Origin of the sequence: Paenibacillus enshidis (assembly GCF_042136365.1) — a bacterium.
GTDB classification, from domain to species: Bacteria; Bacillota; Bacilli; order Paenibacillales; family Paenibacillaceae; genus Paenibacillus; species Paenibacillus enshidis.
This window is the reverse complement of sequence record NZ_JBHHMI010000005.1, coordinates 167,606-185,101: the sequence shown is the minus strand read 5'-3', so window position 1 is coordinate 185,101 and position 17,496 is coordinate 167,606. Positions and strand designations below refer to the sequence as shown.

Genomic DNA, 17,496 nt, shown 5'->3' with positions numbered 1-17,496 from the left:
TCGCGTATACTGGGAAAGGCAAAAGCCGGGCGGACATGCTTGGAAGCCGTCTGCCTGGCGCAAGCTAAGGAAATCCGGCCCATAAGGCCTCATGATAACCGATATAAACGATTATAAGAACAGGGAAGTGACAATCCATTGAAGAATTTCGCATCGCTCGGGGTGGAACCCCACTGGGTGGAAGCACTGAAAGCACAGGGCATCGCCGTGCCGACACCGGTTCAGCGTGAGGCTGTGCCGTTGCTGATGGACGGCCGGGACGTCATCGCCGAGGCACACACAGGGACGGGGAAAACCCTCGCTTTTCTCCTGCCGATTTTGCAAGGCATCGACAGAAATAAAAAATACCCGCAGGCGCTGGTCATTGCGCCAACAAGGGAACTGGCGCTGCAGATCACCGCGGAAGCAGCCCGCCTGGCGTCTACGACCGAGGGCATCTCATTGCTCGCCGTATATGGCGGCCAGGATGTGGAGCGGCAACTGCGCAAGCTGCAGGGCGGAGCGCAGCTTATTATCGGCACGCCCGGGCGGCTGCTGGACCATATGCGCCGGGAGACGCTGCAGCTTGGCGGTGTGCGCATGCTGGTGCTGGACGAAGCCGACCAGATGCTGCACATGGGCTTCCTGAATGAGGTGGAAACCATCATTCAGGCTGTTCCGACCCGGCGGCAGACGATGCTCTTCTCGGCCACCATGCCGACAGCCGTTCGCAAGCTGGCCCGGGCTTACATGCAATCCCCGGCGGATGTCAAGGTGGAGTCGGAATCACCGGTGCCGGTGCATCAGATCCGCCAGCTCGTTGTCGAATGCACAGACCGGACGAGACAGAAGGCCTTGATTGAGATGATCGACACGCATCGCCCGTATCTGGCAGTCATCTTCTGCAGAACGAAGATTCGTGCCGCGAAGCTGAACGAGGCGCTGCAGACGCTCGGCTACAAGAGCGGCGAGCTGCACGGGGACCTGTCCCAGAACAAGCGGGAGCAGGTGATGAAGGCGTTCCGCGAGGCGAAGCTGCAGCTTCTCGTAGCCACCGATGTGGCGGCACGCGGCCTGGATGTGGAAGGCGTCACTCATGTGTTCAACTACGATATGCCCCATGACACCGAAAGCTACATTCACCGCATCGGCCGCACGGGCCGCGCCGGCGGCAAGGGCGTGGCGGTGACGTTCGCCGGGCCCAAGGATATGGATGACCTGCGGCGCATTCAGAAAGCCGCAGGTCTGACGCTGGCCCAGGCCGATTGGTCGGGCCAGCAGAGCCGTACCGCCGCGTCTCCTGCGGAGCGCGGCGAGAAAGCCCGGCCCGCCCGTGCGGCCGGGGGCCCATCCCGCGGCCGCGCAGAAGGCGGACGCCGCGGTGCGGGCAGGGACAAGCCGCGCCAGGGGGGCGCGGGCGGCGAGCGCCGCACCGGACGCTCCGGCAGCGGCGGCGGCTCTCAGGGTGGCCGGCGCGGCGGTCGCAGCAGCCACTAAGCGTATTCAGCCCCGGTCTCAGCTCCGGGGCTTTTTTTGTTTTCCATACATCGTCTGTGTATAATTTGGTAATAGTTAAGCAAATCATTTAGATAAATTTGTTTGCCGAGAGGACTACCACTTGAACATGGAACCGAGGAATGACTGGAAGGAACGCTTCAAATTCTTTTTTCTGAATAACAGGTTCGTGCTGTTCCTGCTGATTGCCCTGCTGATTGGCTTGAATATCATGGTGTTTACCCGTATATCTTTTATATTCCATCCGCTCGCGGTGCTTGTTAAAACCGTCATTTTGCCGCTCATTTTGACAGGTGTCGTATTTTATCTGCTGAATCCGATTGTCGATTATCTGGAGCGCAAAAAGGTTAAACGTGTCTATTCCATTATTGTGTTATACCTGCTGGTGATTGGCATCATCACAATTATTATCACCTCCGTCGTCCCTGTCATCCGCGATCAGGTCGCGAGGCTGATCATCAACGCCCCTGCCTACAGTTCCGAGGTTCAGGCCCGGTTTGAGGAACTGATCGGCAGCGATTTTGTAAATCAATTCCGCGAAACCATTAATTATGATCCTGCGGAATTGGCGAACAGAGTTTCAGAATGGGCTACATCCGCACTGAACAATACCTGGAAGAGCCTCGGCTCCATTGTGGGAGCGGTGACGGAAACGATTATTTCCATCATCACCGTTCCGTTTATCCTGTTTTATTTGCTTAAGGATGGACGCAAGCTGCCGAAGTTCATTCTGGGGCTGCTGCCCACGGCGCTGCGCCCGCAGACCAGCCGGATTATGAGCGAAATGAACCATCAGGTCAGTTCCTATATCCGTGGCCAGATTATCGTGAGCATGTGCATCGGTGCGCTGTTGTATGTCGGGTATCTGATTATCGGCCTTGATTACTCGCTGACATTGGCGCTCATTGCTTCATTCACCAGCATCGTGCCATACCTTGGGCCGGCAATTGCCATTACACCGGCGCTCATTGTCGCCCTCGTGACGTCTCCGGTTATGCTGATCAAAATGATTGTCGTGTGGACCGTCGTGCAACTGGTTGAAGGCAAATTCATCTCGCCGCAAATTATGGGCAAATCGCTTAGAGTGCATCCCATTACGATTATTTTTGTCATTTTAACAGCAGGCAATCTGTTCGGCGTTATAGGGATTGTGCTGGCGGTTCCGGGTTATGCGGTGTTGAAGGTCATGGTGACGCATTTATTCCGGTGGTTCAAATATCGTTCCCGGATGTATGAGCCGGAGGATTAGCAGGTCTGATGTGCCGTTGATCACAAACAATAACGATGATCACCGGTATTGGACCCGAAAGGGTCCATTTTTTTGTCACATTTCTCAATAAGTTGGGTCTGGGCTATTGACAATTGATAATGATTATCAGTATCTTTATAAATAGAATTTAAATGAAGATCGCATGAATTTCGTTGAGAAAGAGGCTTGCTGCATGGATAGCTCTACAACCGGGAAGGAAGAACAGCTGCGGGAACAGCTTTGGGCGCGTCCGGGAGCGGCAATGAGCATTATTGTGATCGGGCTGGCCGCTCTCCTGTTCATCATGGCTCTCGGAATTGCGGTAGGAGCGGTGTCAATCCCGCTGCGGACTGTGTACCAGGCGCTTTTCTCATTTCATCCGGATAACACCAATCATCAGATCATTTGGGATTTGCGTTTCCCGCGCGTCCTTGCGGGAGCGCTGGTGGGGGCGGCATTCGCCGCTTCCGGCTCGATTATGCAGGGAGTGACGCGCAACCCGCTGGCTGATCCGGGCCTGCTGGGCATCAACGCGGGAGCTGCCTTTGCGCTGGCCATCTGCTTCGCGTATCTGCCACAGCTTCCCTTTAATAGCATTATTCTTGTCTGTTTTGCCGGGGCAGGTCTTGGCGTTTTGCTGGTATTCGGCCTCGGCCGTTTTTCCAAGGGGGGGCTCACGCCTGTCCGGCTTGCACTTGCAGGCGCTGCTGTTTCCATCCTGCTTACCAGTCTTAGCCAGGGCATTGCCCTGATGAATGATGTTGCTCAGGATCTGGATTTCTGGATTGCGGGTGGTGTTGCCGGTACTCAATGGAGCCAGCTCGCTCTGACGGCTCCGTGGATCGGCGCCGGACTGATTGCCTCGCTCCTGCTGTCACGGTACATATCGATTCTCAGCCTTGGCGAGGACGTCGCTCTTGGGCTTGGTCTGAGGACGGGACTCATCAAGCTTGCCGCTGTGGCGGTGGTGATGGTTCTGGCGGGGGCTTCAGTCGCTATGGTAGGAACGATCGGATTTATAGGACTGGTGGTTCCGCATGTCGCCCGCTTCCTGGTTGGCAAGGATTATCGCTGGATCATTCCCACCTCGGCGGTGCTCGGCTCGCTCTTGATGGTGGGCGCCGACATTGCGGCAAGGCTGGTCAAACCGCCTGAGGAAACGCCGGCCGCGGCCATGATCGCTCTGATCGGGGTTCCTTACTTCCTGTACCTCATCCAGAAAGAGGTGAGGGACTGATGAAGAAGCAGACAATCTGGAGCTCTGGAAGAAGCGCCAGGACTTTGGCCGTTGCGGCGGTTTTGCTTGCGTTGATCGTTATTGTGCTGATCATCAGCGTCAACTCGGGTCATACCTCCCTTAACCCGATGCAGGTGATGAGGACCTTTATGGGAATGGGGAGCAGGAACGAATCGCTCATATTATTCGAATTCCGGCTGCCCCGCATCGTTATTTCCCTGCTCGTAGGTGCAGGGCTTGCCGTGGCGGGTGCGGTGCTGCAGGGCGTGTCCCGCAATCCGCTGGCCGATCCGGGTATTCTCGGAATCAACGCTGGCGCAGGGCTGGCTGTTGTTCTGTATGTATCGCTGAATCCGCTCCGGATGGGTGCTTCACCGTTTACACTGCCCTTTCTTGCGATCATCGGTTCGTTTGCGGCCGCCGCAGCCATCTACATGCTGGCCTACCGCAAACATAAGGGACTGTCCACTTCGCGCCTGCTGCTCGCCGGAATTGCGATGGCGGCCGGGATTCAGTCCTTGATGCTGGTGCTGGTGATCCGGCTGGACGAACAGAACTATACTTTTGTGGCCAATTGGCAGGCAGGCAGCATCTGGGGGACGACCTGGGATTTCGTGCTGGCGCTGCTGCCCTGGATTATTATTCTTGTTCCCTTTGTGTTCTCCAAAGCCCGGCAGATGGATGTGTTTATGCTGGGAGATCAAACTGCAGCAGGCCTCGGCAGTCTGCTGAACCGTGAACGGCTGCTGCTTATAGCGGCCGCTGTAGCTCTCAGCGGGGCCTGTGTCTCCGTCAGCGGGGGCATAAGCTTTCTGGGCCTGATCGGCCCTCATCTGGCCCGCAGGCTTGTCGGACCGCAGCATATGTATTTCGTGCCTGTATCGGCACTGGTTGGCGCACTGATTATGCTGGCCGGAGACACCATTGCCCGCACGATGATGCAGCCGTCCGGTATTCCGACCGGCATCGTCGTCGCCGTCATCGGCGCTCCGTACTTTTTGTATCTGCTCTCCAGATCAAGGGGCTGACCCAACAAGCTGCCTTTACAATAAAGAAAGGGATGATCACAATGTTTCGTTTAAACACAGTCGGTTTGAATATCGCTTATGAGGATCGTTTGATTGTCGAGGATTTGAACATTGAAATACCGCAGGGTCAAATTACGGCGCTGGTTGGAGCGAACGGCTCCGGCAAGTCGACAATACTGAAAACGATGGCCCGCATCATGCAGCCCAAGGGCGGAAGTGTGCTGCTGGACGGCAAATCCATTCATAAGCAATCCACACGTGATGTGGCAAAGCAGCTTGCGATTCTGCCGCAGAATCCGACTGCTCCGGAAGGGCTGACTGTAACGGAACTTGTATCTTACGGACGTTTTCCCTATCAGAAGGGTTTTGGCTCACTGAAGGCGGAGGACCGGAAAATGGTCGAGTGGGCGATCGGGGTTACCGGCATGCAGGATTTTCATGACCGCCCTATAGATCAGCTCTCGGGCGGGCAGCGCCAGCGTGCCTGGATAGCCATGGCACTGGCACAGGATACGGATATTCTCTTCCTTGATGAACCGACTACGTTTCTTGATATGGCCCACCAGCTTGAGGTCCTGCAGCTCCTTGAGCAGTTAAATGCCAACGCGGGGCGCACCATTGTGATGGTGGTTCATGATTTGAATCATGCGGCCCGTTATGCCCATCATATGATCGCGATTAAACAAGGAAAGGCCCAGGCCGTTGGTTCCCCGGTTGAGGTAATGAAGCCGGATATGCTGCGCGAGGTATTCGGAATCGAAGCCGATATTGTGACCGATCCGCGTACAGGAGTTCCGCTGTGCCTGCCTTATGCCCTGGCCGGGCATCACGCCTTGTCTAACGTTACGGCCAGCCCCGGAGCGGATGCAATGCTCGTCCCTGACAGAGCAGAGAAGCTTGTAGGTGCTGCTGTAAGGTAAGTTGGATTTGGATTTTCTTTTTTATTTGGTTATGATATAGAGACAAGATCCATCTTATCTTGTACTAATCCTAGTCAGTTTATAAAGGAGGAAAGCCACCATGTCCATTTATTCATTCCAGGCGATCACACCCGCCAATCAGGTATTGTCTCTGGAGACTTATGAGGGCAAGGTAATCGTGATTGCCAACACGGCGAGCAAGTGTGGTCTGACACCCCAATACGGGGAGTTGCAAAAGCTGTATGACGAATACAAGGACCGGGGACTGGTTGTGCTGGCCTTCCCGTGCAATCAATTCGGTGCTCAGGAGCCGGGCACCAGCGAAGAGGCAGAGGAGTTCTGTAAAGTCAACTATGGTGTGAATTTTCCTGTTTTTTCTAAGATTGAAGTCAATGGCCCTGACACGCATCCACTATTCCAATACCTTAAAGACAAACTGCCAGGTGAGCAGGAGAACGGGGAAATTGCCTGGAATTTCACCAAATTCCTGGTGAACCGCGAAGGAACGCCGGTAGCTCGTGTTGAACCGAAAGAATCTCCGGACTCGATGAGATCCGCCATCGAGGAACTGCTCTAACAAGCTTCACAATCACAGATAAGTCAGACCGTATCATCTCCCGGGTGTATTGAGCCGGGAGATTTTTGCGTGTAAGGCGTCTGTTCTTAGCTTGCGCTGAAACAGGAGGCATAATCAGAAAAAGCGTGGGAAAGCTAATGCAAGAAAAGAACCCTCCATATCGTTGCAATTGTGAACAATGTATGAACAACTGTAAAAGTTATTGCATTGTGAAATACATCACATTATAATAAAACCATAAAGTGAAATAAATCACATAAGCAATTGCAATATAGTGAAATAATTCACAAAAACCTTGTCCTGTATCTTTTTCAATTTCTTTTCAAGCAAGTCCAGTCAGACATTTTAATTACACCTGAGGAGGCTACACACATGAAAATTGCAGTTATCGGATGCACACACGCTGGGACAGCAGCCATCGTCAATACCGCCAAATTATATCCGGACGCACAGATTACCGTTTATGAACGCAATGATAATATTTCGTTTCTTTCCTGCGGGATTGCTTTGTATGTCGGCGGAGTAGTGAAGGACCCTGAAGGCTTGTTTTATTCGTCTCCACAGCAGCTTGCCGATCTGGGTGTAGCCACCAAAATGCTTCATGAAGTGACCGCGGTGGATACGAAAACCAAATCGCTGCGCGTACGCAATCTTGAAACGCAAGAGGAGTTTACGGATACGTACGACAAGCTGATTATGACGACCGGGTCGTGGCCGATTATTCCGAAGCTTGAAGGCATCGAGCTTAACAATATTTTGCTCTCAAAGAATTACAATCATTCCAATACCATTATTGAAAAAGCGAAAAACGCCGAGCGAATTACCGTCGTAGGTGCCGGTTATATCGGCATTGAGCTCGTGGAAGCTTTCCGGATGAACGGCAAGGAAGTTACCTTGATCGATAGCATGGATCGGATTTTGAATAAATATCTGGATGCCGAGTTCACAGACAGAATAGAGAATTCGTTGAAGCAGCATGGCATTCAGCTTGCCCTGGGGCAAACGGTTAATCGTTTTGAAGGCCGGGACGGCAAGGTTGCGAAAGTCATTACCTCCGCAGGGGAGTATGAGACTGATCTCGTTATTCTCTGCATCGGCTTCCGTCCGAATACAGATTTGCTGAAGGGTCAGGTCGATATGCTGCCAAACGGAGCTATCATTGTCAACGATTACATGCAGACCAGCCACCCTGATATTTATGCCGCCGGGGACAGCTGTGCGATTCACTATAATCCTACAGGCAAAAATGCGTATATCCCGCTGGCCACGAATGCGGTCCGAATGGGCACGCTGATCGCCCGCAATCTTATGGAGCCGACCATCCCATATATGGGGACCCAGGGAACTTCGGGCATCAAAATATATGAACACAACATTGCGGGAACCGGTTTGACTGAAACTGCAGCAAAGGATGAAGGAATGGAGGTAGAAGCGGTTACGATCGAGGACAGCTACCGTCCGGAATTTATGCCTACAGCCGAAAAAGTGCAGCTAAAGGTTGTATATGAGCACGATTCCCGCCGGATCGTCGGTGCGCAGCTAATGTCTAAAGCCGAGCTTACACAGTCGATCAATACCCTGTCAGTCTGCATCCAGAACCGGATGACTGTCGATCAGCTGGCATTTATCGATTTCTTCTTCCAGCCGCATTACAACAAGCCTTGGAACTTCCTGAATACAGCGGGGCTGCAGGCTCTTCCGCCGGTGAAAAGCAAGGAAGCCGTAACTCTGTAACTCTGTAACAATCTGCTAATAAAATCTGTGATAATGTTCACTTAATTGCCATGAAATCCGACTCTCCCCGCTCTCTGAATATTGTAAAATAAAAATGTCAAATATTCAGATCATGATTTATGAGTCATGGAATAAAGGGGGAGGAACCGTCTTGTTTTGGATTGCATTTATGATTGTACTCGGAGCAATCGGTTTTGTGGCGATCAGCTGGTTTATGAAGCAGCTCGAGAAAGAAGAATATAATTAATTACGATATGGTTATACAAGCGGCTTCCTTGAGGAGGCTGCTTTTTTGCATATATACCATCTTTTTCTCTCTTGGTTATGTGATAAATTTCACAACTTCTATCTCCGTGACCTTCTAAACTGAAAGAAACAGAAGAAGCGCTACAGCAAAGGAAGGGGAGAAGAGGATGGCAACTTATAAACCGAAGCAAATTGCGGAGCTGACGGTCGAAACTGGTGTCCATAAAGCCCATAACCCGTGGCAGACGGCGATCATACTTGGCTTTCTGGCAGGCGCTTTTATCGCGCTTGGTTTTTTATTGGACATCAGGGTGATTGCGAGCGCTCCCGCAGAATGGGGGAGTATCGCCAATTTTATCGGTGCTGCCGTATTCCCGGTGGGACTGGTGCTTGTATTGCTGGGAGGTGGCGAGCTGCTGACCGGAAATATGATGGCGGTTCCCCTGGCCCGCATGGCCGGCCGCATCACGACAGGAGAGGTTGTACGCAACCTTGTGCTGATTACGCTGGGGAATTTTGCTGGCGCACTGTTCGTCGCTTATTTTTTCGGTCATGTGGTGGGTTTGACGGCGAGTGGACCTTATCTTGACAAAGTAGTGGAGATGGCAGGTCATAAAATCCATGATTCCTTGTGGCAGTCCTATTTGTCCGGCATCGGCTGCAACTGGCTCGTCGCGCTGGCGGTTTGGTTGTCCTACGGCAGCGACTCCATGAGCGGAAAAATTATGGGCATCTGGTTCCCGACCATGGCCTTCGTGGCCATCGGGTTTCAGCACGTTGTGGCCAATATGTTCCTGATTCCGGCGGCGATCTTTGCAGGACACTTTACATGGCTCGATTATCTCCGTAATTTCGTTCCGGTATGGCTGGGCAATCTGACGGGCGGAAGCCTGTTTGTGGCAGGGGCTTACTGGCTGGCATATTTGAAGGATTCTCAGGCTGTTCCGAAGTCGAATATCCACGGCATCCAGGAGAAGGAGAGTGTTCATCCGCAGGCGGCTCCGGATCAGGCTGTGTAAGTGCTGAGGAGCCGTGAAACAAAATAAATTCGCCATGTCAGGTTCGGGGGAACGTAACCTGGCATGGCGAATTTTTTTGGGAGTGGTCCATGTATGGCAGGAGGCGGAGTGTGTGCTCTTCCATCCTTGCCTTGTTCATTTCTTACCCTGCAAGCAGATTCTTGAAACAGCTTATCTGGCAAAAAATATAGTATGATAGAGAAAAAGATGACGGATAATTGAGGTGCCGGACATGGGAGGGCCAGAAGTGATTCAGGATATCAGCATCAACAGGAAAGACAGGAACGGCAAGACATGGATGACGGAAGCGGCTGACGGTGTGTTTCCGGCGGTATGCCCGCTGGATTGTCCCGATACATGCGGGCTGCTGCTGCATAAGGAAAATGGCAAAATCGTGAAGGTCACGGGCGATCCCAACCATCCGATCACGAAAGGCGCCATCTGCAACAAGGTCCGCAATATGGCGGAAAGAATATATCACCCCGAGCGGCTGCTGCATCCGCTCAGACGAACAGGACCCAAGGGTTCAGGGCAGTTTGAGCGGATTACGTGGGAAGAAGCCCTTGCCGAAATTACCGAACGTTTTCGGGATCTTATCACAAGTCATGGTTCAGAGTCGATTCTTCCTTACAGCTTTTATGGCAATATGGGCAAGCTGAGCGTGGATGGCATGGACCGCCGTTTTTTCAACGCATTGGGCGCCAGCGAGCTGGAACAGACCATCTGCAATTCGGCGGGCAATGCCGGATGGGTGCATACGATGGGGTTTTACGGGGGAGTAAGCCCGGAGGACATTGAGCATGCGGATTTGATTATAGTCTGGGGTGGCAATATTGTCAGCACCAACATGCATCAGGTCGTGCTGGCCGAGAAAGCGCGCAAGAAAGGGACCAGGATCGTCGTCATCGATGTCCACCGCAACCGGACCGCCCAATGGGCAGATTGGTTCATTCCTTTGTATCCCGGAACCGACACGGCGCTGGCGTTGGGCATCATGAATGTTCTGTTTGCAGAAGGGTTGACAGACACGGCCTTTATGGAGCGCTATACCGTTGGGCATGAGCTTCTGGAGGAGCATGTTCGCGGCTGCACACCTGAATGGGCGGCCCGCATAACGGGGGTGCCTGCTGAAGATATTGTCCGGCTGGCGCACATGTACGGGCGCGCGCACGCCGCCCATATCCATGTCGGCAACGGCCTGCAGCACCATGACAATGGGGGCATGATCGTAAGGACGATCACCTGTCTGCCGGCGGTTACGGGGCATTGGCAGCGGCGCGGCGGCGGAGCGACAAAATCGAACAGCGGTTATGCCAGGCTGAACAGTGTTGCGCTAGAGCGGCCAGATCTGCGGCCGAATCCGCAGGCTCGCCATATCAATATGAACCGGATTGGCGAAGCACTGCTGGACAATGAGAAGCCGGTTATGGGGCTTTTTGTATACTGCTCCAATCCACTGGTTGTTGCTCCGGATACGGAACGGGTAACCCGCGGCTTCGAGCGGGAGGAGCTCTTCACCGTTGTCCATGATTTGTTTATGACAGATACGGCGAAGTATGCGGATATCGTTCTGCCTGCTGCTTCATCTTTTGAAAGCACCGATCTGTTCACTTCCTACTGGCATCATTATATCCAGCTTCAGGAACCGGTCATTGAGCGGGTCGGGGAGAGCAAGAGCAATTATGAGCTGTTCTCGTTGCTGGGGCAGATGATGGGTTTTGATAATGAGGCCTTTAGTGAGAGCGAGGAGAGCATGATTCGCGCAGCTTTGAACCATTCGGTCAATCCTTACTTGAACGGGATTACGCTGGAGGCGCTGCAGGAGCACCGGCATGTGAAGCTGGATATGAGTCCACAGGAGCGGTTTTTGGAAATGCTGCCGACCCCTTCAGGCAAGATCGAGCTGTATTCCGAAACGCTGGAGCGGGCGGGGCTGCCCGGCTTGCCTACCTATGTGCCGTTAAAAGAAGGATACGACGGCGAGCACAGGCCGGAACCGGATGCCTTGTATCCGTTGATGTTCATCTCCCCGCCGAACCACAATTTTCTGAATTCGACCTTTGCCAATGTTCCGAAGCATCAGGAGCTGGAAAAGGAGCCTCTGCTGCAGATTCATCCTGAAGATGCAGCGGTACGGGGAATTGCGGACGGCGATAAAGTAACGGTATGGAACGAAAGAGGGGCAAGTGAGCTGCGCGCGAAGGTTGCGGACCGGATGCTGCCGGGAACAGTGATTAGCCAGGGACTCTGGTGGGACAAAAACGGGCAGCGGCAGCGTGTGAATGTACTGACACCGGACAGGCTGGCCGACATGGGGAAAGGTGCCGTATTCTTTTCCACTGCTGTTAATGTAAAGCGTCAATGAATGTGCTTGCCGGATGAGCGCATGTAAGCGATACTGATGGATGTGTCATGATTTTCTTACATGATGAGTTAGTCTGCTCATGTGCGATGAAGGAGTATATTCATGAAATTTTTGCAATCCTATCCTAAAGAAGTAAGAGTATTTTTGATCGCTAGCCTGGTGAATTCAGCCGGAGGCTCTTTGATGTGGCCGCTGGTCACGATGTATGTCTTCGACGAGCTTGGACACACGATGAGCGACGCCGGATTTGTAATATTGATCCAGTCGCTCGGCGGCATATTCGGGCAATTGCTCGGAGGAGCGCTATACCACCGGGTGGGCGTGAAGAAGCTTATCGTGGGCTCGCTGGCGATGAACGCGTTTGGGCTTTTTGCGCTGCCTTTTACCAGCCAGTACTGGTTCATTTTTATAATCATGATGGGATTTATCGGGTTTTCCAACGCCATGTCCATGCCTGCGATTCAGGCCTTTATCGGCTTCCGGTTTGCCGACCGGCGCGGGGAATTGTTTAACGTGGTTTATGTAGCCAATAATATCGGTGTGGCGTTAGGAACGGCTCTGAGTGGTGTCCTGGCTGATTTGTCCTATCACCTGAGCTTTGTGCTGAACGGCCTCACAGCAGCCCTGTTTGCCCTTTTCTTCTTCTCTTATCTTACCAAGGTGGACAAAGAGGAAGGAGAGCTGCATTTGAGCAAGCGCAGCCGCGCTTCCGGGGAGCTGCCGCTGCCTGTGCTGCTGCGGGATATGCGAATCTATCTGTATATAGGCGTAGGGACTTTGTTCCTGTGGTTCGGCAACTCGATCTGGAATAGCGGCGTATCCCCGTTCATCATTGAAGAGGGGATGCCCAAGAGTATGTACGGTCTGCTCTGGACGTTGAACGGCATCCTGATCTTTGCCGCACAGCCGCTCGTGTCCTGGTTGCGGCGCAGCTGGACTGCCACGACCTCTTCCCAGTTGATTGGCAGCGGCGTTTTCTACCTTGCCGCCTATATCCTGATGATGGTTACCCAGAACTATACTGGGATGGTTCTCGCGATGGTGCTGGCAACGATCGGGGAAATGCTGATGTCCCCTGCCATCCCGGCGTTTTTGTCGGAGCACGGCGGTAAGGGGGGCCCCGTTCTACATCGGGCTGACCGGCGGAATCGGTGCGGCTGGGCGGGTATTCGGCCCTTACGCCATGGGTGTGCTGTACGATCAGGCAGGCCTTGCTCCGGCGGTTTGGCTGGCGGCGGCTACAGCCGTGCTCTGCATCCTGTTCTACATGCTGCATGGCTGGCTGAACCGCAGCCGCGTACAGAACGAACTGGAGGCTGTAAGGAGCAGTTATTAACTGGTATGGAGCGGTTAGTAAGAAACGGAAGGATTGATGGATATGACGATTAACCAAGGATGGACTTTGCGTCCTTCGGAACTTAAGGATGCCTCGCAAATTATGGCACTGGACGAGCTTGTGTGGGATGAGCAGACAACTCCGGCTCCGTTGAACAGGAGCTCGCGGGAAGAGTTTCTTCGTCATTCTCCACCGGGGTCGCAGCTTGTCGCAGTTAAAGAGGGAACGGTGTACGGTTATATCGGGTTTAAGCCCTCTACCTCGCTCCCCAGCAACAGCCATGTGCTGTCCATTCATATCGCCGTTCATCCTTCCTGCCAGGGCCAGGGTGTCGGCAGGCTGCTTATGGATGCCATGAAGGAGCTGGCCGCTTCCCGGAGCATTCGCAAGCTCAGCCTTCGGGTTCTGTCATGCAATGAGGGAGCCGTGGCTTTTTATCGGAAGAACGGATTTGTGGAGGAGGGCAGGCTTAAGGCTGAATTTTTCATTTCAGGTACCTACATAGACGATATTTTAATGGCCTATGATATGGAAAGGAAATACATTTGACTCTTCAATTGATAATCATTATCATTAAATCATAACTGATTATGAGAAATGAGGAGAATTGTGTTGAGACAAGTCGTATTTTCACGTAAAAGAACGATGAGCTTCCTCACGGGAATCATCTTGCTTGCATTATTGCTGTCCGCATGCGGACAGGCACAGCCTTCCGCGCAGCCGGAAGGCTCGGACACGAACCAGCCTTCGGCTGAAACGGCGGCAGAGCGTACGGTTACAGATGCCATGGGGCATAAGGTTACGATTCCGGCGAATCCCCAGCGGGTGCTGGCCCCTTATCTGGAGGATCCACTGGTGACGCTGGGTGTGACCCCGGTTGCACAGTGGTCGGTCCAAAACGGCAAGAAGCAGGACTATCTGGAGCAATATTTGAAGGACGTGCCTTTAATGCCGTACGATATGCCCCCGGAGCAGGTCTTGAGCGCCCAGCCTGATCTGATCATTATCAACTCCGAATCGTTGGTGCAAAAAGGGTTATATGAGCAATATTCTGCCATTGCACCTACTTATGTGCTGGGTGATGAAGTCTCCTCCGACTGGAGACAATCACTGCTGAAAATCGGCGAGCTGCTGAACAAGCAGGCGGATGCCGAGAAGGCCGTGGCGGACTACGATGCCAAAGCAGCGGCTGCCAAGGAAGAACTGCAGGGAGTGGGGGGCGATCAATCTGTGGCCATTTTGTGGCTGACCAAGAAAAGCTTCTATATCGTCGATCCTAAGAAATCAAGCGGAGCCGTAGTATATGGCGATCTTGGGTTGAAAGCTCCCGCTCTAACGGTAGAAGCCGATTCGGATGCATCCTGGACCTCGGTCACGCTTGAGAAGCTGCCTGAATTGAATGCAGATCATATCTTTCTCATCAAGAGCGACCAAGGAGCAGGCTCGGAAACGCTGGAGCGTCCAATCTGGAAGGCCCTTCCTGCCGTGCAAAAGGGACATGTCTACACGATGGAGTCCAAGGGAAGCTGGTTATACAGTGGAAAGATTGCCAATGAAGCAATAATCGATGATGTATTAAAGTCCATTGTCAAGTAACTCGATACTAACAGACAAAGAACCTCCGGCTTCACGAATTCGTGAATAACCGGAGGTTCTTTTTGGGTTGAATGTGCTGTTACCGGAGCTGCTTCCACTCCTTTTGCAGCATGCCATAAACGGCAAGATTGACATAACCTGCAGGCAGCTTCTCAGCTTCACGGATAATGCCCTCAAGCACGAATCCCAAGCGCTCGGGAATGCCGCGGCTGCGGCGGTTGTTGGTAGCACAGCGGATTTCGACCCGGTGCAGATCGAGGTCAATCAAGGCATACTCCACAAAAGCGCGGCAGGCGCTTGTCATGATGCCTTGTCCCTCATACCCCCGGCCCAGCCAGTAGCCGATGCTCACGGAGCGGCTGTCCCAGTTGATGGGAAAGAAGCTGATGATCCCTGCCAGTTCTTTATTCACCCAAATTCCTGCCGTAAAAGCTCCATTCTCAGCAGTCTCTTTCATAACGTTCTCCACAAATTTCTCGGTGTGGCTGATATCCGTCGCCGAATCAACCCAGGGCAGCCACTCCCGGAGACGGTCGCGCGACATTTCGGTCAACTCGTACAAGGCCTGCACATGCTCCTTCGCAATAGGCTTGAGCACCGTGCGTTCATCCAGTTCGTATGTAAACAAAAGCGATCCCCTCTTCCTCTCCTAAATACTGAGAATAAATGCTGACAGGCCGCAAACAGGCCATAATATTTTATGCTACATGATTCCGGAAGAGTCGTCAAAAGGGCCAAAGATGCGTTTTTTTAGATTATTGAACATTCTGATATGAAGAGGTATATTTAAGGGAAACATGTTTGCGCAGGAGTTATCTGTTAATACTCAAGACAAGCGATTAAACGCACAGAAAGGTTGATATGCGTGGAGAAGCCAAGCACTCCCCCGAATTTTATCAAGACAATCATTGAAGAAGATCTCCGCGGCGGCAAGGTGAAGGAAGTCGTAACCCGTTTCCCGCCGGAGCCAAACGGTTATTTGCATATCGGTCATGCCAAGGCGATCTGGATTGACTTCGCCCTGGCTGACGAGTTTGGTGGCCGGACGAATCTGCGTTTTGACGATACGAATCCTGCCAAGGAAGAGACAGAATATGTGCAGTCTATTCAAGAGGATGTTAAATGGCTCGGCTACGAATGGGAGGAGCTTCGTTTTGCCTCCGATTATTTTGACGAGATGTATGAACGGGCCGTGCTGTTGATCAAGAAAGGCAAGGCTTACGTGGATGATCAAAGCGCCGAGCAAATCCGCGAGACCCGCGGAACGCTGACCGAACCAGGCACGAACAGCCCGTACCGTGACCGCAGTGTAGAGGAGAACCTGAAGCTGTTTGAAGAAATGCGGGCAGGCAAATACCAGAACGGGGAAAAGGTGCTTCGCGCCAAAATCGACATGGCCTCCCCCAACATCAATTTGCGCGACCCGGTACTGTACCGTATCTCACATACCCATCACCACAACACAGGGGACAAGTGGTGCATCTACCCGATGTATGCTTACGCGCATCCGCTTGAGGATGCTATTGAAGGCGTGACGCATTCCCTCTGTTCGCTGGAATTTGAGGATCAGCGCCCCCTGTACGACTGGGTCGTCGCTGAATGCGAAATGGAGCATACGCCGCATCAATATGAATTCGGCCGCTTGAATCTGGCACAGACGGTTACCAGCAAACGCAAGCTGAAGTTGCTTGTCGATGAGAAGCATGTTGACGGCTGGGATGATCCGCGCATGCCGACCATTTCAGGGCTGCGCCGGCGCGGGTTCACGCCGGAAGCGATCCGCAATTTCGTATTTGAGACCGGGATTTCCAAAGCCTACGGAGAAATTGATCTGCAGGTGCTGGAGCACTTCGTGCGTGAGGATCTCAAGCTGAAAGCCCCTCGTACAATGGCAGTCATTGATCCGCTTAAGTTGGTTATCACGAACTATCCTGAAGGCCAGGTGGAAATGCTGGAAGCGGAAAATAACAGCGAAAATCCGGAAATGGGCACACGGCAAATTCCATTTTCCCGCGAGATCTACATTGAACGTGATGACTTCATGGAGGACCCGCCGAGCAAATATTTCCGCCTGTTCCCTGGCAATGAGGTGCGGTTGAAGCATGCGTACTTTGTCAAATGCAATGAGGTGATCAAAGACGCGGACGGCCATGTGACGGAGATTCACTGCACCTATGATCCGGAAACGAAGAGCGGAACCGGGTTCACGGGCCGGAAGGTGAAGGGAACGATTCACTGGGTTGAAGCCAGTCAGGCAGTACCGGCTGAATTCCGTCTTTACGAGCCGTTGATTCGTGCGGAAGAAATGCTGGATGATGAAGAAGAGGGAGAAGAGAAAACCTTCCTGGATCAGCTCAATCCGAACTCGCTTGTGATCGCTGAAGGTTTTGTGGAGCCGGACATGAAAGAAGCGAAGCCGCAGGACAAGTTCCAGTTTTTCCGTCACGGATACTTTAACGTGGATCCGAAGTTTTCACAGCCGGGACATCCGGTGTTTAACAGGGTTGTATCCCTTAAAAGTTCGTTCCAGCTGCCGAAAAAGGGATAAACAGGCCGCAGACATCAATAGCATCATAGAATTCAGGCGCTTCAACCAGGGATCGTAGTACAGGTGCGATACTGGCGGGAAGCGTCTGTTCTTTGATTGCCCCTTTCCATGGAACAGACTGTAGCACTTATCGGAATAGCGGAGCAG

General features: G+C 52.8%; 13 protein-coding genes and 1 pseudogene. 13 read left to right on the top strand and 1 reads right to left on the bottom strand.

Translation table 11 applies throughout. The annotated features are described in order from the left end of the window. Window positions 1-138: 138 nt before the first annotated feature. The 12 genes and pseudogenes from ACE41H_RS08415 (at window position 139) to ACE41H_RS08360 (ending at window position 14,801) form a co-directional block, all read left to right on the top strand. Window positions 139-1,476, top strand: coding sequence for a DEAD/DEAH box helicase (locus ACE41H_RS08415; RefSeq protein WP_375354699.1), 1,338 nt, complete (start codon window positions 139-141; stop codon window positions 1,474-1,476). A gap of 127 nt (window positions 1,477-1,603) precedes the next feature. After that, entirely contained in the window at window positions 1,604-2,743 is a 1,140-nt protein-coding gene (locus ACE41H_RS08410) for an AI-2E family transporter (protein WP_375354805.1), read from the top strand. Between the two features lie 193 nt (window positions 2,744-2,936). Continuing rightward, the gene (locus ACE41H_RS08405) at window positions 2,937-3,980 is read left to right on the top strand and encodes a FecCD family ABC transporter permease (protein WP_375354698.1); all 1,044 of its coding nucleotides are present in this window, start codon (window positions 2,937-2,939) and stop codon (window positions 3,978-3,980) included. Then, entirely contained in the window at window positions 3,980-5,008 is a 1,029-nt protein-coding gene (locus ACE41H_RS08400; RefSeq protein ID WP_375354697.1) for a FecCD family ABC transporter permease, read from the top strand. The genes ACE41H_RS08405 and ACE41H_RS08400 overlap by 1 nt, the downstream gene beginning before the upstream one ends. A 41-nt stretch (window positions 5,009-5,049) precedes the next feature. After that, window positions 5,050-5,928 carry an ABC transporter ATP-binding protein gene (locus tag ACE41H_RS08395; RefSeq protein WP_375354696.1) on the top strand — a complete coding sequence of 293 codons (879 nt, stop codon included), beginning with the start codon at window positions 5,050-5,052 and terminating at the stop codon, window positions 5,926-5,928. A gap of 100 nt (window positions 5,929-6,028) precedes the next feature. Then, a complete protein-coding gene (locus tag ACE41H_RS08390; protein WP_375354695.1) occupies window positions 6,029-6,505 on the top strand; it encodes a glutathione peroxidase in 477 nt (158 codons plus the stop codon). A gap of 372 nt (window positions 6,506-6,877) precedes the next feature. Continuing rightward, entirely contained in the window at window positions 6,878-8,239 is a 1,362-nt protein-coding gene (locus tag ACE41H_RS08385) for an FAD-dependent oxidoreductase (protein ID WP_375354694.1), read from the top strand. Between the two features lie 413 nt (window positions 8,240-8,652). Beyond that, on the top strand, window positions 8,653-9,504 hold the full coding sequence (locus ACE41H_RS08380) for a formate/nitrite transporter family protein (RefSeq protein WP_375354693.1): 852 nt from the start codon (window positions 8,653-8,655) through the stop codon (window positions 9,502-9,504). Window positions 9,505-9,802: 298 nt separating this feature from the next. Next, the gene (locus tag ACE41H_RS08375; RefSeq protein ID WP_375354803.1) at window positions 9,803-11,869 is read left to right on the top strand and encodes a molybdopterin-containing oxidoreductase family protein; all 2,067 of its coding nucleotides are present in this window, start codon (window positions 9,803-9,805) and stop codon (window positions 11,867-11,869) included. A 102-nt stretch (window positions 11,870-11,971) separates the two neighbouring features. Then, a pseudogene (locus ACE41H_RS08370) lies at window positions 11,972-13,205 on the top strand (MFS transporter). Between the two features lie 42 nt (window positions 13,206-13,247). After that, on the top strand, window positions 13,248-13,754 hold the full coding sequence (locus ACE41H_RS08365) for a GNAT family N-acetyltransferase (protein ID WP_375354691.1): 507 nt from the start codon (window positions 13,248-13,250) through the stop codon (window positions 13,752-13,754). 63 nt (window positions 13,755-13,817) lie between these two features. Next, window positions 13,818-14,801 (top strand): ABC transporter substrate-binding protein, encoded by a 984-nt coding sequence (locus tag ACE41H_RS08360; RefSeq protein ID WP_375354690.1) that lies wholly within the window; start codon window positions 13,818-13,820, stop codon window positions 14,799-14,801. A gap of 79 nt (window positions 14,802-14,880) precedes the next feature. Here the strand turns inward: ACE41H_RS08360 and ACE41H_RS08355 are convergent, their stop codons facing one another. Continuing rightward, window positions 14,881-15,429: a GNAT family N-acetyltransferase gene (locus ACE41H_RS08355; protein ID WP_375354689.1), complete on the bottom strand. Its 549-nt coding sequence runs from the start codon at window positions 15,427-15,429 to the stop codon at window positions 14,881-14,883. A gap of 237 nt (window positions 15,430-15,666) precedes the next feature. Between ACE41H_RS08355 and ACE41H_RS08350 the strand changes: the two genes are divergently transcribed. Then, window positions 15,667-17,349: a glutamine--tRNA ligase/YqeY domain fusion protein gene (locus ACE41H_RS08350; RefSeq protein ID WP_375354688.1), complete on the top strand. Its 1,683-nt coding sequence runs from the start codon at window positions 15,667-15,669 to the stop codon at window positions 17,347-17,349. Window positions 17,350-17,496: the final 147 nt, after the last annotated feature.

Bases quoted from the DNA above. Each gene is read 5' to 3' on its own strand.
- ACE41H_RS08400 (WP_375354697.1), top strand. From the start codon at position 3,980: ATGAAGAAGCAGACAATCTGGAGCTCTGGAAGAAGCGCCAGGACTTTG.
- ACE41H_RS08395 (WP_375354696.1), top strand. From the start codon at position 5,050: ATGTTTCGTTTAAACACAGTCGGTTTGAATATCGCTTATGAGGATCGT.
- ACE41H_RS08405 (WP_375354698.1), top strand. From the start codon at position 2,937: ATGGATAGCTCTACAACCGGGAAGGAAGAACAGCTGCGGGAACAGCTT.
- ACE41H_RS08365 (WP_375354691.1), top strand. From the start codon at position 13,248: ATGACGATTAACCAAGGATGGACTTTGCGTCCTTCGGAACTTAAGGAT.
- ACE41H_RS08410 (WP_375354805.1), top strand. From the start codon at position 1,604: ATGGAACCGAGGAATGACTGGAAGGAACGCTTCAAATTCTTTTTTCTG.
- ACE41H_RS08380 (WP_375354693.1), top strand. From the start codon at position 8,653: ATGGCAACTTATAAACCGAAGCAAATTGCGGAGCTGACGGTCGAAACT.
- ACE41H_RS08390 (WP_375354695.1), top strand. From the start codon at position 6,029: ATGTCCATTTATTCATTCCAGGCGATCACACCCGCCAATCAGGTATTG.
- ACE41H_RS08385 (WP_375354694.1), top strand. From the start codon at position 6,878: ATGAAAATTGCAGTTATCGGATGCACACACGCTGGGACAGCAGCCATC.
- ACE41H_RS08375 (WP_375354803.1), top strand. From the start codon at position 9,803: ATGACGGAAGCGGCTGACGGTGTGTTTCCGGCGGTATGCCCGCTGGAT.